The sequence below is a fragment of the Delftia sp. Lp-1 genome (genome assembly GCF_020523835.1).
GTDB lineage: Bacteria > Pseudomonadota > Gammaproteobacteria > Burkholderiales > Burkholderiaceae_C > Comamonas > Comamonas acidovorans.
The window spans coordinates 2,437,759-2,460,522 of the sequence record NZ_JAJALJ010000001.1 but is presented as its reverse complement, the minus strand read 5'-3'; the positions used below and the strand labels follow the sequence as shown (position 1 = coordinate 2,460,522).

Genomic DNA, 22,764 nt, shown 5'->3' with positions numbered 1-22,764 from the left:
GTGGGAGGAAGGGGCGCAGGACGTTGCCATCCGCACCCCGCAGACAGTCAAGAAAACGCCTGCACAGCAGGCGCGAAACGCAGCAGGCCGGTCTCCGGGCTCACAAGCGGCGCAAGGACATGCCTTCCGCCCAGCGCCCCGTCTTCCCAATCCACCCGCGAAAAGCTGCATGTTGCAGACCACGCCATGGACCAGTGACAGCCTGTCATCGCCCCTCCGCAGGGTTGCGGAGACTGGCGGGACAGGCATGGAGCACCTTGACTTGTTTACCGTTGCGGGGGCAGCCAAGGCCTGTGCCGGCAGCGCAAAAAGCATTTGCTGGCAGTCACCTTGTTCCCGTTTCATCCCCATGGCTGGCATGTGGACACCTGTTGCACGGATGCCTTTGCAGGCGCGGCATTATAGCCAGCGGTCTGTTTGCAGAGCCTTGGGCGCCTGGGGCACGTCGTGCAAAAGCAGCTCCAGACCCAGCCACTCGCCGCGGTGAACGCGGCTGATGGCATGCCGCAGGTGAACGCGGTAAAAGCCTGCCGAACCGCGCACCGGGCGCGGCCCCGTGGCGATGATGGCCGCATCCCCCAGGCCCAGCGGCAGCACCATGGGGCGCGATTGCATGCGCGGGCGATGCTCGGTCATCACGAATTCGCCGCCCTCGAAATCCTGGCCCGGCTGGGACAGCAGCACCACCAACTGCAGCGGAAACACCGCCGCACCTTCGCTGTATGACCGCAGCGGGGCATGACCCGCTTGCGGCACGCGCAGCAGATGTGGCTGTGGCTGAGGCTGCGTTTGGCCGGCTTGCCGGCCCTGACGCATGAAATCCTCGAAGCAGCCTGGCAACCCAGGCTGCATGCCCATGTGTTCGCGCCAGCGGTTGGCCAGGGCCAGCAGATGCCCGTACAGCACCGGGCGCCATGCCTGCACGCAGGGCGGCAGGCCAGACGCGGCTGCCGCCTCGCGGGCCAAGGCGCGGCTTTCATCCGCAGTCAGCAGCTGCGGCAGCAGGGCATGGCCTTCGGCATCGAGCTCAGCGGCAATCCGCGCCCAATCCAGGCGGGCGAAGCGATCCTGGCTGTTGAGCCTATCCATTTCAGACCGTCCAACCATTCAGCCCGCCTTGCGAAAAGTGAGATTGATGCGCCGCCCGCCCAGCAGCGGGTGAGGCTGGTCCTTGAGCGGCAACACGCCGTGGTGGCGCAGCCGATCCACGCCGCCCCAGACCACCACGTCGCCATGCTGCAGCGGCACCCTGGCCGTGCTGTCCGCCCGCGCCAGTCCTCCAAACAGAAACGTGGCCGGCATGCCCAGGGAGACCGAGACAATGGGCGCGCCCAGGTCGCGTTCGTCGCGGTCCTGGTGCAGGGAAAGCCGGGTGCCGGGCAGGTACTGGTTGATGAGGCAGGCATCGGGCACAAAGCCTTCGAACCCCGCCGCAGCGGCCGCCTCGCCCGCCAGCCGGACAAACACGGCCGGCATGGCCGGCCAGGGCTGGCCGCTGAGTGGGTCGATGGCGCTGTAGCGGTAGCCGCGCCTGTCGCTGGTCCAGCCCAGCGCGCCGCAGTTGGTCATGGCCACCGACATGGTGAAGCCACCCGGCGTGACCAGATGGCGCAGCGGCGCCTGCGCCGCAATGCCTTCGACCGCCTCCAGCAACTGCACGGCATGGGGCAGGGCATGGCCGCGCAGCACCACGGATTGCGGACCTATGGATTCGGCCCCGGCGGGCTGTTCATCGGCGAAAAGATCCAGCGTGCTCATACCGGCCATCCATCAAAGCGCGTCATGAAAGATCAGCCCCACGGTATGGCGATGGCCACTGTGGATGCGGCTGACCCCATGGCGCATGGCCACGCGGCGGTAGCCGGTGCGCCGCCCGGGCACGGGCCGGTGGCGCACGGCCAGGACCAGCGCATCGCCCTGGTCCAGTGCCATCACATCGGCCCGCTGCCGGTCGCCATCGGCCTGGGTGATGACGAACTCGCCACCCGTGAAGTCCCGCCCGGGCCGCGACAGCAGCAGCACCACCTGCAGCGGAAACACATGCTCTCCATAGACGTCCTGGTGCAGGCAGTTGTAGTCGCCCGCACCGTATTGAAGGATGAGCGGCGTGGGCCGCAACTGGCCCTGCGCGTGGCAGCGCGCCAGGAAGTCCTGCAGCCGGTCCGGATAGCGCACCTCCAGCCCCATGCGCTGGTTCCAGAGATTGGCCACCGGCGCCAGGCGCAGATACAGCTGCTCGCGCAGGCGTTGCAGCAGCGGTGGCAAGGGGTAGTCGAAATATTGGTACTCGCCGCGCCCGAAACCGTGGCGTGCCATGACGATGCGGGAGCGAAAGCCGTCCTCCCTTGCGTAAAGAGCGGCCAGGTCGCGGCACTGCTGCGCATCCAGCAGGCCGGGCAGGCGCGCGCAGCCTTGCTCATCGAGCTGGTGCTCCATCTGCGTCCAGTGGCAGTGCGGGGCGGATTCGCAAGCTTCGTTGTCGAAAAGACCGAGGTTGTGCATGGCGGGCGCGGTTGGCGGTATCGGCGCTGTGGGCAATTGCCGCAGTCTAGGGCGCCGCCGCAGCGCCTGCATCCCGCTTCTTGCAGTGGACAGAATGTCAACCGGTGGGAGCGCCTGCCAGCCGCATGCTGGACAGGCCTGGGAGGGCCGGCTGGCGGCTGCAATTGAACAATCGCGGCATTCCTGCAAACGCCTCAGGCCCGCCATGTCCAGCAACGTCCATCACCTCTATCTTTTCTTCGATACGCCCCTGCAGCTGCGCCGCGTGCAACTGATCTGCCAGTACCTGGCCCGGCAGTCCTGGGAGCAGGCCGAGCGCTGGATCCATGAGCTGGACCCCGCCCTGGACCGATCCGCGCTGTGGGATGACGACTGGGCCAATGCCAGCGCCCTGGGCCACCCCCAGCACCTGGAGCTGGGCTTTGACACCCGCACCACGGCCGGCATGCCCTGGCGATTGCTGGAGACGCTGTTCCAGCACGGCCTGCAGGCGGCGGTGCTGCATGTCTTCTACGACCAGGTGGGCGAGAGCGAGCGCTACCACTTCGATGCCGGCCAATGGGTCAGCCACCACGCCTGGCTGTCCCGTTACCCGGAGCGCCAGGTGCTGGTCGATACGGATGGCGAGGTCTATCCGCAGCCAGGCCAGGAAGAGGGCGCCGACGGCACAGCCCTCACCAATCCGGCCCAGCCCATGACCATCACCCGGCTGCGCGAGCGAGACCAGGAGCGTGACCGCCAGGCCCAGGAATCCGTGCAGGCCCTGCTGGACACCATGGCCAGCCTGCGCAAGAGCGGCGTATCGCCCGTGCAGGGCATCGTGGGGCTGTTCATGCTGCGGGCCGGCTTTCGCGGGCTGTGCGAGGCCGTGGCCTTCACCGTCATTGCGGCCCTGGCCTTCAGAGGCAAGGGACTGTGGCTCTGGCTGGCTTTGGGATTGGTGCTGGCGGTGGTGCTGCCGCTGTACCGCATGGCCGGCGCGCGGCGGGAGTTTGCGGGGCAGGGTGGCGGCGATGCCGCATCCTGAGACAATCCGCGCTCGGCAAAATGAAACAAATTGCACAACACCAGCTGAATTCCAGGAGAGGGTGAACAGGATGAGGACACGGACCATGGCCCCGGCAGGACGGATCTGCGCCAGCAGGCGCTGTTTTCCTGAGCGGAGCCGTCGCTGATGCAGCCCACCGCCATTGAACAGGGAGCTGCCGTGGCACCAGGCGTTCACGAGGATTTCGGCCATTTGCTGGGGCTGTACATGCGCCGCATCCGCGCCAGCGCCTCGGGCGTGGCCACCGAGATCGGGCTGAGCCGGGAAGCCGTCAACAACTGGAGGAATGGGGTTTCCCTGCCCAATCCGCGCTCGCGCGACCGGCTGGCCGCCTGCGCCCAGTACCTGCGTCTGACGGAGGCGGAGACCAATCGCCTGTTCTCCGCCGCTGGCTTTGCCACGGAGTTTCCGCTGCAGGCCGCCGCCGCTGGCGCCCAGCCTTTTGCAGGCTTCATGGACCGGCTTTTCGCCCAGCTGGCCCAGGCCCGGCCCTATGCCATCACCATGCTGCTGTCGCCCGCGCACTGGGGACAGCCCCCGTTTCGCCAGGAACTGCTGCTGCGCGCCCGCGCCCAGTATGGCGCCGAGGCGGTGTTGCACATCCAGCCGCCCTACAGCGTGAGCACGGCTGCGGCCGACTACTTTGCGGCCCTGGGCCGGCAATGCGGGCTGGGCGAAGTGGGCTCGGACTACGAATTCGAGGCCCTGCTGGAAAAGCGCCTGCTGGCCGGCGGCCGGCTGTTTTGCCTGGTCAGCCGCTTCGAGCAGGGCACGGCGCAGCTGCGCGAGACACTGGCCGGCATTCTGCGCAGCCTCAGCGAAATGCACAGCGGCCGCCTGCACCTGCTGCTGTGCGGCAGCGAGGCCCTGGCCGACCTCAAGTACCGCAGCGGTGACCTGTCGCTGCTCAACATCGGCCAGGTGGCCCACTGGCCCGATCCCACGCTGGAAGACCTGGCCCTGATGGCGCGCCAGCGCTGGCCCGGCACGGCCTGGCCGGCCGAGGTCATCGAGGCATTGCAGGCGCTGACGGGCGGGCATCCCGCGCTTTTCGAGGAAGCGTTGCAATGGCTGGTGGAGCAGGGCGTGGGCGTCGCTTCCGTGCACTCGCCCCTGCTGCGCGCCCATCTGGTGGCCAGCGCGCGCCTGTGGCAGACCTTGCTGCCCCTGGCGCAGGAGCCTGCCACGCGCGAGCAACTGCGCGGGCTGGTGGATGCGGCATCGCTGGGCCGTGCACGCCCCTATCTGCAGGATGCCGTGCTGCGGCGCCTGTTCTGGGGCAATCTGCTGCAGGTGCGCGGAGCAGGTGAGGGCGCCCATCTGCACTGGCGCTGCGACATTGCCCGCGAAGCCGCCGTGGCGGTGCTGCAGGCATGAGCGGCCTGGGCCGGCTTGTGCAACTGCCCAGATCCTGGTGGCGCGCCGCGCTGCTCGCCTTGGTCACGCTGTTCATCGGCACGGCCATCCTGCTGCCCCGCTACAACCCCGTCACCCGCAGCAGCCTGCAGGGCGCGGAAAGCTCGGGCCGGGTCTGGAACGAAATCATCCTGTGGCGCCTGGCCCTGATGGACTATGTGCGCCAGCATGAAAGCTGGCCGCAGGACCTGGCCAGCGTGGCGCCGGAGATTGCCGAACCGCGCGTGCGCATGAGCTCGCCCAGTCCATTCGTGCTGCAGGCGGACGTGGTGCGCGACAGCCAGATGGGCGTGCTCGCCGGAACCCAGGTCCTGCTGCAACTGGACAGGCAACGCTGGGACTGGAGCTGCCAGGGCGGCCTGCCTCCGACTCCGCCGCGCTACCTGCCGCTGAACTGCAGCCCCTCGCCGGGCCAGCCCGAGCATGAACCCTTTGGATGGCTGCGCAGCGTCATCTGGACCAGCGCACTGGTCTTTGGCTGCCTGGCCCTGCTGTGGATGGTGCGCCATCCGCTGATAGGCCCGGCACAGCTCAAGCCCGAGCGCCTGCGCCGCAAGCCCTACCAGCATCTGCCCCAGCTGGACCGGCTGCTGCGGCTCACCGGCCGCCGTTCCGCCGTCTTGCGCGCTGCAGGCATACGCCCGCCGGACTGGCAGCGCGCCCTGCGTCTTGCCGGCGCAAGCCCAGGCGCCCGCGTGCGGGCCCTGGCCGAACGCCTGTCCGCCGTCTGCAAACCGGCGCAAGGCGAGTGGCCCGTGCCCGGCGACATGTTCGAGTGGACGCTGCCGCCCGAGCTGCCCATCGCCCTGGGCCGCTGCCTGGTCTATGCGCCCCCGGCGGAGCTGGAAGAGGGCGAACTCGTGCGCCAGCTGCGCCTGCTGCAAACCGGCGGCGATGTGGTGCTCATCCTCAGTCCCCAGCATCCCCAGTCGCCCATGCCGCTGCTGCAGCGCCATACCCAGGATCGCGCCAACCTGCACGTGCTGCTGGACAGCCCAGGGCAGACCGAATGGCTGCTGGGCGGCGCTCCAGACCAGGTGCTGCTGCGGCTGCTGGCCACGCAGCTGCAGGTCACGCGCATATCGCCCTACCAGACGCGCCGTGGGAGGACGCCAGCTGGGCAAAAGCAGCCTGCTCAAGGCCGTGCAGCGGCGGCTGCAGGAGCATCCGGCCATCGCCTGCCACTACATCTCGCTGCGCGACCACCGCCTCACGCCGCGCCTGGCCACGCAGTTCGGCCTTCCCGTGGAAACACCGCTGGAGGCCATCATCGAACACCTGCAAAAGCAGTCGCAGGGCAGGCGGCTGTACCTGCTGATCGACGAGGCCGACCTGTTCTTCCGCGACGAAGCCCGCAATGGCTACCCTCAGCTCAGCGCCTTGCGCGCGCTGAGCGAGGAGGGCCGTTGCTGGTTCATGCTGGCGGGATTCTGGGATCTGTACGCGGCAGCGCTGCTCGACTACCAGTCGCCGCTGCGCAACTTCGGCGAAATCCTGGCCATTGGTGGATTGGAGCCAGCGGCATGCCAAGCCCTGGCCACCGAACCGCTGCGCAGGCTGCGCCTGGGCTTTGCCAACGACGCTCTGGCCGAGCGGCTGATAGAGGCCAGCGGCAGGCGCGCCAACCTGGTCGCCATCCTCTGCCAGGAATGCCTGGAAGCCCTGGGACCCGACGAACGCGTCATCGAAGAACGCCACCTGCGCCAGGCCATGGCATCCCAGCCCGTGCAGGACGCGCTGGTGGGATGGGGCCGCTTGAGCACCGACGAACAGGCCTGCCGCCTGGACCGCATCGCCGTCTATCACACGGCCCAGCAAGGACAGACCAGCCTGACCGCACTCGACGCCCTGGTCCAGTCCCACGGCGCCACCGGCCAGGCCCAGGCCTTGCGCCGGTCCCTGGCGCGCCTGCAACTGGCCTACGTCCTGCGCCGCGATGAAACCCACGGCGTGCACGATGCAAGCTACGTCTTCACCATCCCGCTGCTGCAGCGCCAGTTCGAGCCACAGGAAACCGCGCTTTTGCTGAAGCAGGAGCTTGAAGGCCTGGAAACCGTCTTGAGCAACTGAAAACGAAGCAGGCAAGGCACTGGAGGAGTGCTTTGCCGTGGTTTTCAGGTTGTTATCTGCATTTGTTATTTAACATAATATACATCGTATCCATCAAATGACGGCCAGAAAAGTGAGCTTTAAAGCGACTCATATCGGTGGCATTCACTAACTATGCGGACGTTATGTTCAGAAGTTTCTTCGTTGACTCCAGCGCTAAGCTTTCAGAACACCTGATGAGGATTGCGCAAACCATTCCAGACCAGGCTCCACCAGAACCACGCACGATCGACCAAGCCCTGCTGTACCCACCGCATGAAGTCCAACGCCAACTCGCTGGGCTCGTGCGCAGGCCTTTCCTGGCCTTCGATCTTGAGTCGTTGCTGCAAGAGCAGCACCGGCTGGGGCTCATCCGCGCGTGAAGCCTGCGGCTCCGTCCTGGAACGCACCACGACCGGTGGCAAGTCATCGAGTTCGTCGCTCAAGCTCCGAAACTCCGCAGCTACGCTCATATGGCGCTTCGTTGCCGCGGATACAGGCGTGCGTGTCATGGCCGCCTCAGTGGGTATTGCGGCAGTTTCGGATGAAAGAATTTGGGCGGTAGGCGGTGCTGGAGGCTCTGGCGAAGCCGGGGCCTCGTCCAGGCCTGCGGCAGCTTCCGATGATTGCTCGCGCATCGCACCGCCCTCCTCCCTGGCCCGCGCCGGCTTCGGCGGCCGCGGGCCTTTCTTCGGTCGCATCGCCGGTTCCGCGTTCGGATTTCGCCGCAGGCCGCTTTGCCGTACCAGGTGGCGCCCTGAATGCCGGTTCACGCATGACTGCCGCAAGCTTCAATTCCTGCTTGCTGGGCGCCTTGGGAGCAGCTGCAGGCGCGCGAGCACTGGCTGGTAGTGCTGCAACTTCGGGTGCATGGCCTGCCGCATCCTCCTTACCACCAGAACCTGCCGCAGGAATCTGCAGCTGCACGGCCTGCTGTGAGGCACCGCCCTCACCGGCCTCATCCTTGCGTTTTTGCCGCAGGACCAATCTGCCTTGCATGGGCGCCGGATACTTGCTCTCGTGCGAAAAGACCTTGGCCAAGGGAAATCGCAGCATGGCCAGGTCGTGCTCATAACCTCCTCGATCTGCCGCAGCTTCGGATGCCTCTCCTTGCACTGTCACATGCCAGATAGCCTGCCCGGTAGCCGGGTTCAGGTCGATGACGCCATGGTCCTGCCAGGTGTCGAATAGCCGATCGTTCTTCGAGTCCCCTGGTACAGCCTCATCGGACTCATTGCGCTTGATCCATTCGCGCACCGAATCCGCCAAGCGCTTGGCCACGACCAAGGTCGTAGCACTCACCTCGGTGCTCACATCTGAACTGCCCGCAGCTCAGTTCATTGTTCGAAGATGAAACGCTGCTCGTCCTTATCGCCTCTCGGCCGTCGCCACCCAAATCAAATATGTGGCTTGCACATGTCTGCCTTTCAATCGCCGAAAGCCGCAGTGATCGACTCCACTACGACACGCACCCTGGCCGTGCGCGCCAGGTCCTGGTGCAACACCAACCACGCCTCGTAGGGCTTGGCCCGCTGGCACTGCGGCCATATCCTGACCAGCGTGGGGTCGCGTCGGGCCACGTATTCGGGTAATTCGCCTAGGGCCAGGCCAGCGCGCACGAAGGTCGCAAGCATCAGGCTCGAATCCAGTTCGGCAACTATGCGACCCTGTGCCCTGGATTCACCTGCCAGCGTGTCGTCCTGCCGGCCGGTCACACCCTCCTGGTAGAGCGCGATGTCGTGGTCTGCAAAGCCTTTTCCGGGCTGCGGTTCCCCATTTTTTGCCAGATAGCCTTCGGTAGCGTACAAGCCCACTTCCCAGCAGCCGAGTTGGCGAACGATCAGGTCCGGTTGCTCCGGCCGCAGGGTGCGGACAGCAATGTCGGCTTCCCGTCGCGCTAGATCGAGCTGGCGCCTCGTGGTGCTCAGGATCACCCGCACCTCGGGATGGCGGGCACGCAGGTGTTCGAGGGCGGGAACCACGAAATCCACCGCCAAGGCGTCGGTGGTGGTCACACGCACCTCCCCGGCCACGCGCGCATCGGCACCTTCGCCGCGGCGCTCGAAGGAGACGGCCATGCGCTCCATGTCTTCGGCCATGCGCAGCACTTCCTGGCCGGTTCCGGCCAGCACCAGGCCGCCCGTGGTGCGCAGGAACAGCCGGCTGCCCAGCGACCGCTCCAGCCCGGCCAGGCGCCGGCCCACCGTGGTCTGGTCGATGGCCAGTTGCTGAGCCGCCCCACGCAGGGTGCCTGCACGGTGGATTGCCAGGAATATCCGCACGTCATCCCAATTCATCGCTGCCCCATTGCTCGTACTGCAAATATGCAGCTATAGGCTGCTATTTTGTGCATTTTCACATTGAAGGCAGCTCCGTAGCATGGCGCTCATCCCTTCTGAACCCTTGACGCGCAGCCCGTTCGCCTGGCTGCCAGGAACTGCCATGCCTCGCTTATCTTTCACCTTGACCGTCGCCATGCTCAGTGCCTTCGGCCTGATCGCGTCGGACGTCTATCTGCCCGCCATGCCGGGCATGGCCACGGAGTTTGGCGTTGCCGACTGGCAGATGCCACAGACCGTCTCGTTCTACCTGCTGGCACTGGCAATTGCCCAGCTGGCCTACGGCCCGCTGTCGGATCGCAATGGCCGCAAGCCCGTGCTGCTGGCTGGCATCGCTCTCTACATCGTCGGCTCGGTGGGCTGCGCCATCTCCGCCAGCTACAACGGTTTCCTGGCGTGGCGCATGCTGCAAGCGGTCGGCGCGGCTGCGGGCCTGGTCGTGGGCCGGGCACTGATCGCCGACACCTGCGACAAACGTACCTCTGCCAAGGTCTATGCGGTGATCTACCCGCTGGTGTCGCTGTCGCCCGCCCTGGCGCCTGCCATCGGCGGGCACCTGGCTGCGGCTTTCGGCTGGCGGTCTGACTTCCTGTTCGTCGCTGCGTTTGGCGTCGTGGCTCTGCTGATGGTGATGAAGTGGCTGCCGGAAACGCTTCCCTCTGCCGCCCGTACCCGCACCGCGCCCTTTGCTGGCTTCAGTCATGTTTTGCGGGACCGGATTTTTCGCCGCTATACGCTGGTGGTCTGCGCGATCTATTGCGCCTGGTTCGTCTACCTGACCCAGTCGCCGTTTCTTTTTGCGCGCCAAGGGCTGAGCGAGGAACAAAGCGGCTGGCTGTACCTGCCGCTGACGGCGGGCATCATCGGCGCGAACCTGCTTGCCAGGCAGCTGCTTGATCGCTGGCCCTACGACCGCATCCTCTTTGCAGGCGTCGTGTGCTTCGTGCTTGGCGGCGTGGCATTCGCGGCCGTGGTGGAATCGGGGCTGCAGGGCGCGGCAGCCGTGGTGCTGCCGATGTGCCTGGTCAGTCTCTCCAATGGCTCGTCGCTGTCGCTGGGCGTGTCCGGGGCCATCGCCAGCGAGCACGGGCATGCGGCCACTGCATCGGGGCTGGTCGGGTTCTGTCAGATCGGCAGCGCAGCGCTGGTGGCGATGGGCGTGAGCGCGGCCTTCGGTACGGGCCTCGGCGTGCTTGGAGGCGCGGTATTGGTGCTGGGCCTGATCGCGCTGTGCGCCTGCCTGCCATGGTCCGGACGCCGGCCCGGCATGGCCGATGCTTGGCAAGCAAAGAGGACATCATGAAAATCCTGGCTATTTCAGGCAGTACGCGCGAAGCATCCACGAATACGACGTTGTTGCAAACCATGAAAAACTTGGCGCCGCTGGGCATTGATGTCTCAGTTTTTCATGGTCTCCAGGCACTACCCGTTTTCTCGCCGGATGCGCAAGGGGAGAGAACGCCCATGGCCGTGCGTGAATTCCTGGAAATTGTTTGCGCACACGATTGCATCACCATCTCGAGCCCCGAATACATCCGTGCAATTCCCGGCGGCCTCAAGAATGCAATCGACTGGTTGGTTTCACGCGTCGAAGTGATCGGCAAGCCGATTGCCTTGGTACATGCATCGCACCGAGGTGACGATATGTTGGCTTCGCTGAGGCTGGTACTTTCGACCGTAAGCAGCAATTTTTTTGAACATCTGTTTTTGCGTATCCCGCTCATTGGGAAATCCCCGGAAGACGCGGTGAAGTTTCTATGCCTACCCGAGAACGAGTCACAAATCAGGTCATTTCTACTTGATCTTGAAGCGCTGGTTATAAGTGCTCGTGCTTGACCCGCTCAGTCACGTAAGACGTGAAGGCTAAGTTCACCGACGGTAACTGAACTGGCTGACCGTCGTGGCTGGCGAAGTTCTGCTAGCGCAGAGGGCGACCATGCAGACGTTACTCGACATAGCCCAGCGAAGCGAGCAGGCCAAATGTCGGTTGCCCGCCCAATTTCCACCACCACGGCCGGTCTGGAAAGAACTCAGAGTCCTGACACTCGCGGCAGCGATGTCGCTGGGCCTGTTTGCCCAGATCGGGCACATCGCTGAACTCTTCTCCTTAAGCCAAATCCTCTGAAACTTGGTGGAGGCATGATCTGGCAGGCGGACAAGGATAAAGAGCAGGTAGATGCTGTTTCCACTGCACTGTACGTTTTACTGAAGTAGTGCCCTATTGATCCGAGCATTGGTATAGAGGACGATCTCCTACGTAAGTGGGGGATCGTCTGACGTCGCCGGGCGTCGCGAAGTTAATAGTCCGCCCTGAGCTACACACCGACTGAGGTGAGTGCGAGCAATCGTTCTCTGTACCGGGCGGGTGCGGGCTGCCTTGCCGCGCCTGGTAGATTTTTCATCTTGCTTTGCCCTGCAGCAGGCTTGCGCATTGCCGCGCCCTGCAGGGCATTCCTGAAGCAGGAGTCCAGACGGAAAGGTCTTCCTCGGCATGGCCAAGAGCTAGGAACTGCAGGAATGTGTGCTCGATGGGGTCCCAGCGAATCCGAGGTCGCAATCCGTCAATGCTCCAGTCGCAGCACACATGCACGAAGGGCTGGGCCACGATGGTGTGGACGATGCTGTGCCAGGTCACATCTGCCAGGCCTTTCCGTTCCCCGGCGCCTCTCGGCTGATCAGCTACATGCCGCAGGAGAATCTGGCGCACACACAGCACCGGATCGCAGTCCTCTTCCAAATGGCGCTCCAGCCCTTCAAACCTGCCCAGCCAGCTCAGCAGCCGCGCCGTCCAGCTTTCCAAACCAAGCTGCTGCAGGGACTCTATGACGGTGAAGATCGCACAGCCATGGTCCAGCGGATCACGCCCTCAAAACGGGTGCTCCTGTGAAGGGCGAACTGGCATGTGCTGGCTGCGAAACGACGGTGTATCCATGGCCGCGCCTGGATGACGGTCAGGGGGCTCTATATGGCGGCAGGCACGCCTCCATCGGCAATACGCTACTGGTGCGACACCTTGCAAAAGGCGATGGGCCTTCCTGGCTATATGGCACTTTTGGAGAATTTCGACCTGTACCGCTACTCCCTGGTCGGCAGGCCGCTGCAGGAGTACCTGAAGCAGAAAATCCAGGAGTACCGGGAAGATGCCGAAAAAATGGGGGTGAGGATCTGGCGAAACCGTCCGTGATGTTGCTCCTGGTGCCGGTTTGGCCGGTTGGGCCGGCTGCGTCGGTTGGGCCAGATAATGCGCCATCCCTGACGCCCATTTCGTCCATCTGCCGGTACTTCCAATGACCACACCTACGATCCCGCGCCAGGCCGAGCCCCAGCAAATTGATGCAGCGCTGTCGATCGCCGCATCCTTCCTGGTCCTTACCGTTGCAAGAGACGCAGCGTCCCTCTCCACCGTGCGATCCGTGCTCGGCGATCTGGACGGCCTGATCAAGAACGTCCTTGTACGGGACGTGACCGGGACCTTTACCTGCAACGTGGGCATCGGTGCCGATGTGTGGGGTCCGCTCGTCGGTACCCCGCTTCCGGCCGAACTCCATCCATTCCGCGAAATCCGGGGCGCCACCCATGTGGCAGTCTCTACTTCGGGGGACCTGCTGTTCCACATCCGCGCCAGGTCCATGGATCTCATCGTGGCGTTCGAGCAGATGCTCCTGGAAGCCCTGGAAGGGACAGTCGCGGCCATGGATGAGGTCGCCGGATTCCGGTACTTCGACGGACGCGACCTGCTGGATTTTGTCGATGGCACGGCGAATCCGGTTGGCCTGGCGCTGCCGGCCTCAACGATAGTCGGCGAGGAAGATCCTGAACATGCGGGCGGAAGCTATGTCGTCGTACAGAAGTACCTCCACGACCTCCCGGCATGGAAAGGCCTGAGCACCGAAGCCCAGGAGCAGATCATTGGACGAAAGAAGTTCACCAACACCGAGCTTCCCGATGCCTCGGAGGCGGAACAGAAGTCACACAAGACGCTGTGCACCATCACGCAGGACGGCGTCGAGCACGACATCCTGCGAGACAACATGCCCTTCGCGAGGCCTGCACTCAAGGAGTACGGGACCTACTTCATCGGCTATTCCAGGCACCTTTGGGTGATCGAGCAGATGCTCGAACGGATGTTCATCGGAAGCCCGCCTCCGCTCCATGACCGCATCCTTGACTTCTCGGCGGCGGTGACAGGCATTGCCTTCTTCGTTCCGTCAAAGGACATGCTCGCCCACCTTTGAGATCGACTCGGGCATCGACGCCTGCCGCACGCAGGATCGCAACCTCAGGCCCTCCATCAATGATGGTTGGGAAGCAGGCGTCAAGTTCTCTCCCCTGCCCTGGCTCAACGGCCGCGTGGCCTACTGGGAGCAGCGCGCCTCGGGCGAGGTGGCCCGGGTGCTGCAGGTCAAGAATGTCACCAACCGCAGTCTGATGGAGTCTGGCGCCGGCATTTGTCGAAAATATTTTTGCATGGGGTGCATCCAAACGATGCGATGGCGGGTAGTACCAGCAGCAGCCCAAAAAATACGCTGCTCCAGTCCCCTTCACAAAACTGTTTGGAGAATTGCAATGTTGACCTCTCGTTCCGCATCCCGCACCGCCGCCGTTTCTTTCGCTGTAGCCACAGCGGCCCTGCTCGCTGCCTGTGGCTCGATGCACAAGCCGGCCAGCACTTTCTCCCAGGCATCGCTGCCCGCCTCCATCCAGGTTCCTGCAGGGAACAAGGTCGCGTGGGAAACCGTCGGCAGCGGTGACATCACCTACGAGTGCCGCGACAAGGCCAACGCGCCTGGCCAGACGGAATGGGTCTTTGTGGGACCCGATGCTGTGCTGAAGGACCGCATGGGCAAACAAGTGGGCCGCTACTACGGTCCCCCTGCAACCTGGGAGGCCAACGACGGCTCCAAACTCACCGCCACCCAGCTGGCTGTGGCGCCGTCCGGCGTAGGCAATCTGCCTTACCAGCTGGTGAAGGCAAACCCAGCCATGGGCAGCGGCGCGCTGGAGGGTGTGAGCTACATCCAGCGCGTGGCGCTCCAGGGCGGAGTGGCGCCGGCTGACAAGCCCTGCATGGCTGCCAACAAGGGCCAGAAGACCACCGTGAAGTACCAGGCCGACTACATCTTCTGGAAGCCCATGTAAGAGCCGGCAGCGGCGCGGATACACTGGACGAAGGATTTCCCGCAACGCCCCCCTTCGCTCCATTTCGTGCCGCCCGCTGCCTCCCAGAACAACGAAGCTTTCGACCATGACGCAGCATTGCATGCATGTGCACGCGGCGAACGCGATGCTTTGCAGCGCATTTATGAGGCCGAGGCGCGCTTTCTTCTCGGCGTGGCACTGCGCATCGTCCGCGAGCGCGCCGCTGCGGAAGACGTGCTGCACGATGCGTTTGTCTCCATCTGGAACCGCTCATCCACCTTCGACGGCAATCGCGGAAGTGGTCGAGGGTGGATCTACAGTGTGGTGCGGCACGCCGCCCTCAACCGTGTACGGGATGGTGCACGCGAAACCGTGCTGGATGAAACTGCCCATGAAGCGCATGACGCCCAGGCCGCACTTTCGGCATGGAAGGAAGGCGGCAGTGAATGGGAGCGGCAGGCGACGCTGGGTCGTCTTGGCGATTGCCTCGACCGGCTGGACCCCGAGCGCCGCGCCTGCCTGTTGCACGCCTACGTGGACGGCTGCAGCCACAGCGAAATTGCGGCGCGTGTGCAGGCGCCGCTTGGTACGGTCAAGGCCTGGGTTCAACGCGGACTGCGTGCCCTGAGAGAGTGCATGCAATGAGCGGCGACACCCACCCCAATCCCTCAGAGTCGACGGATGACGGCTCCCCAGACGATCTCCAGATGCAGGCCGGCGAGTACGTATTGGGCACCCTCAATGCAGCCCAGCGCCGCTCCATCGAATCCCGTCTGCCCTACGAGCCTGCGTTGCGCACTGCCGTGCAGGCGTGGGAGCAACGGCTCTTGCCGCTGGTTCAGCTGGCTCCCTCCATCGAGCCCTCCGCAACGCTGTGGCAGCGCATTGCGGCCAGCGTCAAGCCGGCCCGGCCAGCGGTCCGCGCACAGCGCGGTGCCTGGTGGCACTGGGATAGCCTCGCCCTTTGGCGCGGCTTGGCGGGTGGCGGCTTTGCAGCTGCAGCACTGCTCGCGGCTGTGCTGGTTGTGCGAGAGGCATCACCGCCGGCTGCCCCGCGCTATTTCGTCGTGCTGGCAGCGCCGCAGAATCAGGCCCCCGGGTGGGTGGTCCAAGCCCAGTCTGAAGGCCGTCTGCGCCTTGTGCCACTGGGCAAGGATGCCATTCCGGCGGAGAAATCCCTGCAGTTCTGGACCAAGGCGGACGGCTGGAAAGCGCCGGTGTCCCTGGGTCTGGTCAAACCGGGCGAAGCCATCGAAGTGCCGGTAGACCAGTTGCCGCCTCTGCAGCCGAATCAGCTTTTCGAGCTCACCCTGGAGCCAGAAGGCGGCTCCCCGAGCGGACGCCCGACAGGGCCCATTCAGTTCATCGGCCGCGCTGTACAGATCTAGAGCGTGGTGTGCACTTTCAAGTGCCCGCGTCGGCTCTTCGCGCTGGTGATCACACGCTCCAGGCGTCGCATTGGATGCGGCCGGCCTGGCCTTCGGTTTCAGAACGAGTGGCGCAGGCCCAGCATCAGGCCAGTCTGCGATGCGCCCGCCAGCGGGCTGCCGCCGGCTGCGGCCGAGCTGACCGAGATGGCCAGGCGCTGTCCGTTGTCAATGCGCGCGGCCTGGGCATAGACCGCCGTGCGCTTGGAGAACCTGTAGGTGGCGCGCAGGGCCAGCAGGGTGGAGCGGTCGCCGCCCTGGGCATAGCGCAGTTGCTGCAGCTGGCCATCGACCACGACGGCGGCGCTGGGGGACCAGGACAGGCCGCCCCAGGCCAGGGTGCTGCGCGGCGTGGCGCCGTTGCTTGCCGAGGCCGCCTGGGCCGCGTCGTTGTCGCGGCGCATGAGACCGGCGCCCAGTTTGATGGTGGGTGACAGCGCGGCATAGCCGTTGAGCATGATGCGGCGGTCCTTCAGGTCCGAGCGCGTCAGCCCTGCAAATGCGCCGGCGCCGCCGCGCATCTCGTCCACGGCCAGCGCAAAGCCCCAGGGCGCGGTGTCGTATTTCAGCATGGCGGACCACTGGCGGCAGGCCTGCCTGTCCGTGGCCGATTCGCCGGCGCAGTTGGTGCCGGCCGGGCTGGGGCCGGCGTTGACGGCATCGCGTCCCAGGCTGTAGGCCGCACCCAGGCTCCAGGCGCCGAAGCGCCCCCGGTAGGCCAGGGAGTTGTCGGTGCGCGTGTTGGGGATGTAGCTGTCCAGGCTGCTCAGACCGAAGGCGTTGGGACCCAGCAGGTCGGCGTCGAACAGCGCCCAGTACAGCATGGTGTAGTTGCGCCCCAGCGAGACGCTGCCCCAGCCGCCGGACAGTCCCACCCAGGCCTGGCGCCCGAAACCCCGCCCGCCCTGGTTGAAGGTGCCGGCATCCGGGCCAAAGCCTGACTCCAGCGCAAAGACGGCGCTCAGGCCGCCGCCCAGATCCTCGCTCCCGCGCAGCCCCCAGCGCGACGGTGCCGTTCCCGTGAGGCCGGGCATGCGCGTCAGCGATCCGCCGCCTTGCACATTCGTCAGGTGCTCGATGCCGGTGTCCAGATGACCGTACAGCGTCACCGATGAGCCGGCCTGGGCCTGGGCGCCGCCTGCTGCTGCCAGCATGGCGAGCGGGGCGAGGCGGGCCAGACAAGCCCGCAGTGGGCGCTTGGCTGGGGGTTGGGGAATGCTCTTGAGAGTGCGTTTCATGCTTTTGTCTCCTGTTGTTGTCGTTGCGGAATCGGCACGCCGCAACGCTGCGCCTTGGGAAGGCGAGAGTGGCGGGCGCGGGGAAATGGGAGAAAGCGGCTGGGCGCCCTGCGCTTCAGGCGCCCGGGACGTCCCGGTACATGACGAAGCGCGCCACGCGGCGCGTGATCAGCCAATGGCCTTCAGGACTGCGGCCGAAGGTGTCATCGAACTCGCCTACGAGCTGGCGCGGTTGCGCCGGGCGGCCGTGCGGCGTGATGGCATCGGCCTCATCGCAGGACCACAGCAGCACCTGGCTGCGCGCGCTGGCGCGGTCCGGGCCTTGCAGTTCCACCAGCGTGTTGGTGACCAGATGCCGGGTCATGCGGCCCGCGGGACGCCGGGAGTACGCAGCGGCGATGGCCGTGCGCCCGCCCAGTACCTCGCCGCCGGGCCGTTGCAGCTGGCCGTCTTCGGCAAACAGCTGCGCCAGGGCCTGGGCATCACCGGCATCCGCAAAGGCAGCAGCGCGCAGCACCAGATCCATGCAGGCCTGGCGTGCCAGCAGCCGGTCGATTTCATGGTTCATGTTTCTTGTCTCCCCGGAATTCGCAGCCTGCGATGGGCTGTCTTGATCCAGGCACCAAGCATTCCACGCTGGCTTCGATCCGGCCAATGCCGGAGCCCCGGCCATCAATGCGTTTTTCTTATGGGACAATCAAAACACGTTCTTCCAACGTACCGCGAAGCGCCTTTCAATGAACCTTTCTCTTGCCCCCTGGACCAGCAGCAATCCCTCGCGTTTTCCCGAGTTGGCAGGCCATTTGCGAGCCATGCGCGCCATGCTGGGCGTGGTGCGCCACGGCAGCACCACGCGGGCCGCCCAGGCTATGCATCTTTCTCAGCCGGCCGTGGCGCGTTCGGTACTGCAACTGGAAGAGGCCTGCGGCATGCCGCTGTTCATGCGCGGTGCGCGCGGCATGATGCCGACCCCGCTGGGCAGCCAGCTGGCCGCCCGCATCGAGGCCATGCTCCAGCATCTGGGCAGCGGCGCTGCCGACGCCCAGGCCGCCGCCACGCTGGCGGCCAGGCGCCCTCCCCTGCCCGAGCGTTTTGCCGAGACCGTGCCGGCAGGCCAGCTGCGCGCCCTCATGGCCATTGCCGACTGCGGCAGCGAATCCCTGGCCGCGCAGTGGCTGGGCCTGACGCAGCCCGCCGTGCATGCGGCGCTGCAGGGGCTGGAAACCAGTCTGGGCATGCAGCTGTTCTACAAGCTGGCCTTCGGCACGCGGCTGACGCCGTCCGGCGAAGCGCTGCTGCGCCGTGTCAAGCTGGCCCTGGCCGAGGTGCGCGGCATGGACAGCGATATTTCCGCCTGGCGCGGCGAGATCCGGGGGCGCGTGGTGGTCGGCGTGCTGCCGCTGTCGGTGGGAATCTTCCTGCCGCGCGCGATCGACAGCCTGGCCGCCAGCCACCCGGACATCGAGGTCAGCATCGTGGACGGCACCTACGAGAGCCTGGTGCAGCACCTGCTGAGCGCCGACATCGACGCCATCGCCGGCGCCCTGCGCGCCGACATGCCCTCCGATGAGGTACGCCAGCTGCACCTGTTCGACGATGACCTGGTCGTGGTGGCACCGTCCGGCCATGCCTGCCTGGGCTGCGGCCAGCTGGTTCTGGAGGACTTGCTGCAATGGCCCTGGGTGTCGCCCCTGCCCGGCACGCCGGCCGATCGCGCCATGGTCCAGCTGTTCCGCAGCCAGGGCCTGGAGCCGCCGCGCGCCAGCCTGCGCGCCAGCAGCCCGACCATGACGCTGGCCTTTGTGCTGCAGACGGGCCGGCTGGCCCTGGCCTCGCGCGGACAGGCCCTGCAGGATGACCACGGCGGGCAGTTGTCCATCGTGCCTGTGGACCTGCCTTCCACACGCAGGCGCATCGGGCTGGCCACGCGTGCGCTGAGCACGGCATCGCAGGACCTGGAGCTGTTCATGCAGGCCTGCCGGCGGGCCGTGGGCGATCCGCCGGCCTAGTCTGAGTGCAGCGCTCGCTCAGCGCCCCATCCAGTCGAGCAGTGCCCGCGACACCTGCTGCGGCTGCTCCATGGTGCTCATGTGGCCGCTGTCCTCGATCACCACCAGCTCGGCGCCCGGGCACAGGGCCTGCATGCGCTCATGGCGTGACAGCGGGCTCCAGGCATCCTGGCGACCGCAGGCCAGCAGGGTCGGGCAGCGCAGCTGCCTGAGCACATCGCCCGCATCGGGGCGGTTCAGCAAGGCATTGATCTGCGCGGCGAACACCTCGGGCGTGAAGCGCGCCACCATGTCGAGCACCTCACTGAACAGCGGCGTATCGAGCCGGTCCGGATGCACCATGCCGCGCGCCCATTGCAGGCCCATCTCGCGCATGCCGCTGTGCCGGGCGATCTGCAAGAGCGCCATGCGCTTGGCGCGTTCGCTCTCGCCGGCCTCGCCCGGGGCGATGGGGTCCATGCCGGTGTCCAGCAAGGCCAGCCGCTCCACACGCTGGGGCGCCATGCCGGCAATGGCCAAGGCCACGCGCCCGCCCATGGAATGGCCCGCCAGCGAAAACCGCTCGGCCGCCACGCCATCCAGCACCAGGCGCGCCATGTCTTCGATGGTGGCCGCCGCGCCATAGGACGGAACAATGCACTCGGCAACACCGGCAAAGGACAGGGCCGCATGCTGCTCGCGCCAGACCGTCTCGTCGCACAGCAGGCCCGGCAGAAGTACCACGCAAGGCCGGCTCATGCAGCGTTCTCCAGGATGAGGTGTCCCACGGCCGTATTGGACGCGGGCACATGGTAGAAGCGGTGGTTGACCCTGGGCAGCGGCGCGGGGCCGTCCACATCGACCATGGCGCCGCGCGCGATCAGCCACATCACCAGCTCGATGCCTTCGGAGCCGGCCTCGCGCACGTAGTCGATATGCGGCATCTTGGCCAGGCCGGCAGGGTTCTCGATCAGCAGGTCCAGGAAGCGGTTGTCCCACTCCTTGTTGATCAGGCCCGCACGCGCGCCCTGCAGCTGGTGGCTCATGCCGCCCGTGCCCCAGATCTGCACGTTCAGGTCTTCGTCGAAGCTTTCCACGGCGCGGCGGATGGCGCGGCCCAGGTTGAAGCAGCGCTGGCCCGACGGCACGGGGTACTGCACCACGTTGACGGCAAACGGAATCACCGGGCAGGGCCAGGCGCCCGTGCGCGCGTCCTGCTCGCCGCACATCAGCGACAGCGGCACGGTCAGGCCGTGGTCCACGTCCATCTTGTTGACGATGGTCAGGTCGAAGTCCTGCTGGATCACCGACTGCGCCATGTGGCTGGCCAGCTCCGGATGGCCGACGACCTTGGGCACGGGGCGCGGGCCCCAACCTTCGTCGGCGGGCTGGTATTCAGCGGCCGTGCCGATGGCAAACGTCGGGATGAAATCCAGGCTGAACGCGGTCGCGTGGTCGTTGTAGACCAGGAAGATCACGTCGGGCTTGTTGTCCTTGAGCCATTGGCGCGAGTGCTCGAAGCCCTTGAACAAAGGCTGCCAATAGGGGTCGCCCACCTTGCCCAGGTCCATGGCCGCGCCGATGGCGGGCACATGCGAGGTGTAGACGGATGCGGTGATGCGTGCCATCAGATGCCTTTTTCCTGTCGTTCCTGCTCATGCAGGTAGCGGTTTCCATTGATGCTGCGTCCGCCGCCCAGCATCATCTGGCGGTAGTCCTCCTCGTTCATGCCGCTCATGGTCGAGACCATGTTCTGCACGCTGACGCCGTCGGTGGCGCCGATCTTCACGAGGAAGTAGATGTTTCCGCCCAGCGCAATGCAGCGGTTCAGGTCGCGGTCCAGCACGGCCTCTCTTTGCTCGGCCGTCATGGCCCATTCGCCCAGATAGGCGCGCTCGTCAGCCCGAAAGCGCTCACGGTTCTCGGCCTTCATCAGCGACATGCAGAACTGGTTGAGCCAGTAGCCCTGGCGGGATTGCTCGGCGTCGAAGACCGTGGTTCCCGGTACGTCGAGATAGGGTTTGTCCAATGCCATGGAAGTGTTTCTCCTGCGCTTGAGCGCTTGGGCGCTTGGGCGCTCGGGCGCTCGGGCGCGTGCTCACGGATAGGGATTCAAGGATCAAGCACCAGCCGCTCGCAGCGCGCCATCCCCCGGCGCCAGGGTGCGGCCGGCGCCCGTGGCCCACACGGCCAGCGCAGCGGCAATCAGCGGCAAGGCAAAGACGTAGTACAGCGAGGCAGGCTGCCAGCCACCGTCCAGCAGCAGGCCGGCCATGGTGGGCGCCACGATGGCGCCTATGCGCCCAATGCCTATGGCCCAGCCCATGCCGGTGGCGCGCACCTGGGCCGGATAGGTGGCCGACACCAGCCCGTACAGCCCGGCCATGGAGGCGAACAGGAACACGCCCACGCCCACCGCTGCGGCAAACGCCCAGCCCAGGCTGGCCGAGGCCAGGCCGAACAGCGCGGTGAACAAGGCATTCAGCAGCAGGCTGCCCATGGCCAGATGCCGCAGCCTCACCTTCACTGCCAGCAGGCCGAACAGGCTGCCGCCGGCAATGCCTCCCAGGTTGAGCAGCACGCCGCCCGTCACGCCCTGCTGTGCCGACAGGCCGGCCTGCACCAGCAGCTTGGGCGTCCAGCTCAGCGAAAAATAGACGCTGAACATCAGCAGGAAGAAGCCGGCCCAGAGCATCAGCGTGGGGCGCGCCAGGCCGTTCCTGAACAGGGCAGCCACGGTGTTGCCCTGCCGGACTTCGCCGCCGGCCCGTGCAGGCAGCTGCAGCAAGGCAGGATGGCCCATCAGCGCCATCAGCCGGTTGAGCTTTTCCAGCGCACGTGCCGGGCGGCGGTCCAACAGAAAGTCCACCGACTCCGGCAGCCGCCACAGCACGATGGGCACCATCAGCGCCGTGGCCAGGCCGCCGAACACGAAGACCGAGCGCCAGCCATGGTGTGTCAGCAGCCAGGCGGCCATGAGCCCGCCCAGCGTGGCGCCAATCGGATAGCCCGTGGCCTGCAGCGCAATCGCCGTGCTGCGCCATTTGTTCGATGAATACTCAGAGGTGATCACCCCCACGCTGGCCAGCATGCCGCCAATGCCCACGCCCGTCATGGCGCGCAGGGCTGCCAGCTCGACATGGCTGCGCGCTGCCGCAGACAGCAGCATGCCCACGGACACCAGCACCAGGCACAGCACGATGATGGGTTGCCGGCCACGGCGGTCGGCCACGGGCGCCAGGAACAGCGAGCCCAGGGCCATGCCGATCAGACCGGCGCTGAACAGCACGCCCAACTGCGCCCCGTTGAGCTTCCATTCGGCAGCGACGGCCGAGGCGGTGAAGGCCATCACCAGCACATCGAAGCCGTCCAGCATGATGAGCAGGGTGCAGATGGCCACGGCCAGCCACTGGAACGGCGCCATGGCGCCCTCGTCCATCGTCTTGCGGATATCTTTCATACAAGTCCTTGTCGGAGCAGGTTGTCTCTTTGCCCTGGCAGGCGCTTTGCGCCCAGGCCAGGTTCTTTTGTGGGAAAACTGGGGGACAGCCTGCGTTCGGAGCGCACAGCGCCGACATT

At 65.8% G+C, this 22,764-nt stretch carries 25 protein-coding genes and 1 riboswitch; of the genes, 12 read left to right on the top strand and 13 right to left on the bottom strand.

All coding sequences use genetic code 11. The annotated features are described in order from the left end of the window. Positions 1-68: 68 nt before the first annotated feature. A riboswitch (cobalamin riboswitch) is annotated at positions 69-387 on the bottom strand. A gap of 12 nt (positions 388-399) precedes the next feature. Genes LGR64_RS11005 through LGR64_RS10995 form a run of 3 tightly spaced genes read right to left on the bottom strand, consistent with a single transcriptional unit; the run spans position 400 to position 2,502 of the window. Then, positions 400-1,089 (bottom strand): 2OG-Fe(II) oxygenase, encoded by a 690-nt coding sequence (locus LGR64_RS11005; protein WP_230355432.1) that lies wholly within the window; start codon positions 1,087-1,089, stop codon positions 400-402. Positions 1,090-1,107: 18 nt separating this feature from the next. Beyond that, positions 1,108-1,758 (bottom strand): DNA oxidative demethylase AlkB, encoded by a 651-nt coding sequence (alkB, locus tag LGR64_RS11000; protein ID WP_230355431.1) that lies wholly within the window; start codon positions 1,756-1,758, stop codon positions 1,108-1,110. Positions 1,759-1,770: 12 nt separating this feature from the next. Further along, positions 1,771-2,502, bottom strand: a complete 732-nt coding sequence (locus LGR64_RS10995; protein ID WP_230355430.1) for a 2OG-Fe(II) oxygenase — start codon at positions 2,500-2,502, stop codon at positions 1,771-1,773. A gap of 205 nt (positions 2,503-2,707) precedes the next feature. Here LGR64_RS10995 and LGR64_RS10990 point away from each other — a divergent pair, with 205 nt between their 5' ends. From LGR64_RS10990 to LGR64_RS10980, 3 genes are all read left to right on the top strand, one after another. Continuing rightward, positions 2,708-3,529, top strand: a complete 822-nt coding sequence (locus LGR64_RS10990; RefSeq protein WP_071955937.1) for a hypothetical protein — start codon at positions 2,708-2,710, stop codon at positions 3,527-3,529. 180 nt (positions 3,530-3,709) lie between these two features. Next, the gene (locus LGR64_RS10985; protein ID WP_230355429.1) at positions 3,710-4,927 is read left to right on the top strand and encodes a hypothetical protein; all 1,218 of its coding nucleotides are present in this window, start codon (positions 3,710-3,712) and stop codon (positions 4,925-4,927) included. 1,140 nt (positions 4,928-6,067) lie between these two features. Next, entirely contained in the window at positions 6,068-7,036 is a 969-nt protein-coding gene (locus tag LGR64_RS10980) for an ATP-binding protein (protein ID WP_230355428.1), read from the top strand. Between the two features lie 203 nt (positions 7,037-7,239). On the opposite strand, the gene LGR64_RS10975 is transcribed toward LGR64_RS10980, so the two are convergent. From LGR64_RS10975 to LGR64_RS10965, 3 genes are all read right to left on the bottom strand, one after another. Next, positions 7,240-7,500, bottom strand: a complete 261-nt coding sequence (locus tag LGR64_RS10975) for a hypothetical protein (protein ID WP_141831999.1) — start codon at positions 7,498-7,500, stop codon at positions 7,240-7,242. A 73-nt stretch (positions 7,501-7,573) separates the two neighbouring features. After that, a complete protein-coding gene (locus LGR64_RS10970; protein ID WP_141831997.1) occupies positions 7,574-8,368 on the bottom strand; it encodes a TraI domain-containing protein in 795 nt (264 codons plus the stop codon). A 113-nt stretch (positions 8,369-8,481) separates the two neighbouring features. Beyond that, positions 8,482-9,351 (bottom strand): LysR family transcriptional regulator, encoded by an 870-nt coding sequence (locus LGR64_RS10965; RefSeq protein WP_063326077.1) that lies wholly within the window; start codon positions 9,349-9,351, stop codon positions 8,482-8,484. Between the two features lie 166 nt (positions 9,352-9,517). Here LGR64_RS10965 and LGR64_RS10960 point away from each other — a divergent pair, with 166 nt between their 5' ends. The 3 genes from LGR64_RS10960 to LGR64_RS10950 all read left to right on the top strand — a co-directional run bounded on the left by LGR64_RS10960 (position 9,518) and on the right by LGR64_RS10950 (position 11,518). Beyond that, on the top strand, positions 9,518-10,696 hold the full coding sequence (locus LGR64_RS10960; RefSeq protein WP_230355427.1) for a multidrug effflux MFS transporter: 1,179 nt from the start codon (positions 9,518-9,520) through the stop codon (positions 10,694-10,696). After that, a complete protein-coding gene (locus tag LGR64_RS10955; RefSeq protein WP_141831995.1) occupies positions 10,693-11,229 on the top strand; it encodes an NADPH-dependent FMN reductase in 537 nt (178 codons plus the stop codon). Before LGR64_RS10960 ends, LGR64_RS10955 begins: the two co-directional genes overlap by 4 nt. 100 nt (positions 11,230-11,329) lie before the next feature. Then, complete coding sequence (locus LGR64_RS10950; RefSeq protein ID WP_141831993.1) at positions 11,330-11,518, top strand: hypothetical protein; 189 nt, start codon at positions 11,330-11,332, stop codon at positions 11,516-11,518. Positions 11,519-11,791: 273 nt separating this feature from the next. Here LGR64_RS10950 and LGR64_RS10945 read toward each other — a convergent pair whose 3' ends face one another. Further along, a complete protein-coding gene (locus tag LGR64_RS10945; protein WP_230355426.1) occupies positions 11,792-12,193 on the bottom strand; it encodes a hypothetical protein in 402 nt (133 codons plus the stop codon). 165 nt (positions 12,194-12,358) lie between these two features. Here LGR64_RS10945 and LGR64_RS10940 point away from each other — a divergent pair, with 165 nt between their 5' ends. The 5 genes from LGR64_RS10940 to LGR64_RS10920 all read left to right on the top strand — a co-directional run bounded on the left by LGR64_RS10940 (position 12,359) and on the right by LGR64_RS10920 (position 15,920). After that, positions 12,359-12,577 carry a hypothetical protein gene (locus LGR64_RS10940; protein ID WP_230355425.1) on the top strand — a complete coding sequence of 73 codons (219 nt, stop codon included), beginning with the start codon at positions 12,359-12,361 and terminating at the stop codon, positions 12,575-12,577. Between the two features lie 103 nt (positions 12,578-12,680). Then, positions 12,681-13,628, top strand: a complete 948-nt coding sequence (locus LGR64_RS10935; RefSeq protein ID WP_230355424.1) for a Dyp-type peroxidase — start codon at positions 12,681-12,683, stop codon at positions 13,626-13,628. Between the two features lie 331 nt (positions 13,629-13,959). Then, the gene (locus LGR64_RS10930; RefSeq protein ID WP_230356177.1) at positions 13,960-14,532 is read left to right on the top strand and encodes a DUF3455 domain-containing protein; all 573 of its coding nucleotides are present in this window, start codon (positions 13,960-13,962) and stop codon (positions 14,530-14,532) included. Positions 14,533-14,598: 66 nt separating this feature from the next. Further along, on the top strand, positions 14,599-15,177 hold the full coding sequence (locus LGR64_RS10925; RefSeq protein WP_202758716.1) for a sigma-70 family RNA polymerase sigma factor: 579 nt from the start codon (positions 14,599-14,601) through the stop codon (positions 15,175-15,177). After that, positions 15,174-15,920 carry an anti-sigma factor gene (locus LGR64_RS10920; protein ID WP_230355423.1) on the top strand — a complete coding sequence of 249 codons (747 nt, stop codon included), beginning with the start codon at positions 15,174-15,176 and terminating at the stop codon, positions 15,918-15,920. The genes LGR64_RS10925 and LGR64_RS10920 overlap by 4 nt, the downstream gene beginning before the upstream one ends. A 98-nt stretch (positions 15,921-16,018) precedes the next feature. Here the strand turns inward: LGR64_RS10920 and LGR64_RS10915 are convergent, their stop codons facing one another. Next, complete coding sequence (locus LGR64_RS10915) at positions 16,019-17,197, bottom strand: porin (protein ID WP_230355422.1); 1,179 nt, start codon at positions 17,195-17,197, stop codon at positions 16,019-16,021. A 115-nt stretch (positions 17,198-17,312) separates the two neighbouring features. Then, positions 17,313-17,765: a nuclear transport factor 2 family protein gene (locus LGR64_RS10910; protein ID WP_230355421.1), complete on the bottom strand. Its 453-nt coding sequence runs from the start codon at positions 17,763-17,765 to the stop codon at positions 17,313-17,315. Positions 17,766-17,934: 169 nt separating this feature from the next. Between LGR64_RS10910 and LGR64_RS10905 the strand changes: the two genes are divergently transcribed. Further along, entirely contained in the window at positions 17,935-19,206 is a 1,272-nt protein-coding gene (locus LGR64_RS10905; protein ID WP_230355420.1) for a LysR family transcriptional regulator, read from the top strand. A gap of 18 nt (positions 19,207-19,224) precedes the next feature. Here the strand turns inward: LGR64_RS10905 and LGR64_RS10900 are convergent, their stop codons facing one another. From LGR64_RS10900 to LGR64_RS10885, 4 genes are all read right to left on the bottom strand, one after another. Beyond that, a complete protein-coding gene (locus LGR64_RS10900) occupies positions 19,225-19,944 on the bottom strand; it encodes an alpha/beta fold hydrolase (RefSeq protein ID WP_209801732.1) in 720 nt (239 codons plus the stop codon). Continuing rightward, on the bottom strand, positions 19,941-20,813 hold the full coding sequence (locus LGR64_RS10895) for a class III extradiol dioxygenase subunit beta (RefSeq protein WP_230355419.1): 873 nt from the start codon (positions 20,811-20,813) through the stop codon (positions 19,941-19,943). Before LGR64_RS10895 ends, LGR64_RS10900 begins: the two co-directional genes overlap by 4 nt. After that, positions 20,813-21,220 carry a protocatechuate 4,5-dioxygenase subunit alpha gene (ligA, locus tag LGR64_RS10890; protein ID WP_230355418.1) on the bottom strand — a complete coding sequence of 136 codons (408 nt, stop codon included), beginning with the start codon at positions 21,218-21,220 and terminating at the stop codon, positions 20,813-20,815. Before ligA ends, LGR64_RS10895 begins: the two co-directional genes overlap by 1 nt. Before the next feature lie 84 nt (positions 21,221-21,304). After that, entirely contained in the window at positions 21,305-22,645 is a 1,341-nt protein-coding gene (locus LGR64_RS10885) for an MFS transporter (RefSeq protein ID WP_230355417.1), read from the bottom strand. Positions 22,646-22,764 lie beyond the last annotated feature (119 nt).

What these genes read in the sequence shown, in the direction of transcription:
- LGR64_RS10920 (WP_230355423.1), top strand. Translation starts at nt 15,174, where the DNA reads ATGAGCGGCGACACCCACCCCAATCCCTCAGAGTCGACGGATGACGGC.
- LGR64_RS10995 (WP_230355430.1), bottom strand. Translation starts at nt 2,502, where the DNA reads ATGCACAACCTCGGTCTTTTCGACAACGAAGCTTGCGAATCCGCCCCG.
- LGR64_RS10935 (WP_230355424.1), top strand. Translation starts at nt 12,681, where the DNA reads ATGACCACACCTACGATCCCGCGCCAGGCCGAGCCCCAGCAAATTGAT.
- LGR64_RS10955 (WP_141831995.1), top strand. Translation starts at nt 10,693, where the DNA reads ATGAAAATCCTGGCTATTTCAGGCAGTACGCGCGAAGCATCCACGAAT.
- LGR64_RS10930 (WP_230356177.1), top strand. Translation starts at nt 13,960, where the DNA reads ATGTTGACCTCTCGTTCCGCATCCCGCACCGCCGCCGTTTCTTTCGCT.
- ligA (WP_230355418.1), bottom strand. Translation starts at nt 21,220, where the DNA reads ATGGCATTGGACAAACCCTATCTCGACGTACCGGGAACCACGGTCTTC.
- LGR64_RS11005 (WP_230355432.1), bottom strand. Translation starts at nt 1,089, where the DNA reads ATGGATAGGCTCAACAGCCAGGATCGCTTCGCCCGCCTGGATTGGGCG.
- LGR64_RS10905 (WP_230355420.1), top strand. Translation starts at nt 17,935, where the DNA reads ATGAACCTTTCTCTTGCCCCCTGGACCAGCAGCAATCCCTCGCGTTTT.
- LGR64_RS10965 (WP_063326077.1), bottom strand. Translation starts at nt 9,351, where the DNA reads ATGAATTGGGATGACGTGCGGATATTCCTGGCAATCCACCGTGCAGGC.
- LGR64_RS10940 (WP_230355425.1), top strand. Translation starts at nt 12,359, where the DNA reads ATGGCGGCAGGCACGCCTCCATCGGCAATACGCTACTGGTGCGACACC.
- LGR64_RS10910 (WP_230355421.1), bottom strand. Translation starts at nt 17,765, where the DNA reads ATGAACCATGAAATCGACCGGCTGCTGGCACGCCAGGCCTGCATGGAT.
- LGR64_RS10900 (WP_209801732.1), bottom strand. Translation starts at nt 19,944, where the DNA reads ATGAGCCGGCCTTGCGTGGTACTTCTGCCGGGCCTGCTGTGCGACGAG.
- LGR64_RS10885 (WP_230355417.1), bottom strand. Translation starts at nt 22,645, where the DNA reads ATGAAAGATATCCGCAAGACGATGGACGAGGGCGCCATGGCGCCGTTC.
- LGR64_RS10915 (WP_230355422.1), bottom strand. Translation starts at nt 17,197, where the DNA reads ATGAAACGCACTCTCAAGAGCATTCCCCAACCCCCAGCCAAGCGCCCA.
- LGR64_RS10990 (WP_071955937.1), top strand. Translation starts at nt 2,708, where the DNA reads ATGTCCAGCAACGTCCATCACCTCTATCTTTTCTTCGATACGCCCCTG.
- LGR64_RS10895 (WP_230355419.1), bottom strand. Translation starts at nt 20,813, where the DNA reads ATGGCACGCATCACCGCATCCGTCTACACCTCGCATGTGCCCGCCATC.
- LGR64_RS10950 (WP_141831993.1), top strand. Translation starts at nt 11,330, where the DNA reads ATGCAGACGTTACTCGACATAGCCCAGCGAAGCGAGCAGGCCAAATGT.
- alkB (WP_230355431.1), bottom strand. Translation starts at nt 1,758, where the DNA reads ATGAGCACGCTGGATCTTTTCGCCGATGAACAGCCCGCCGGGGCCGAA.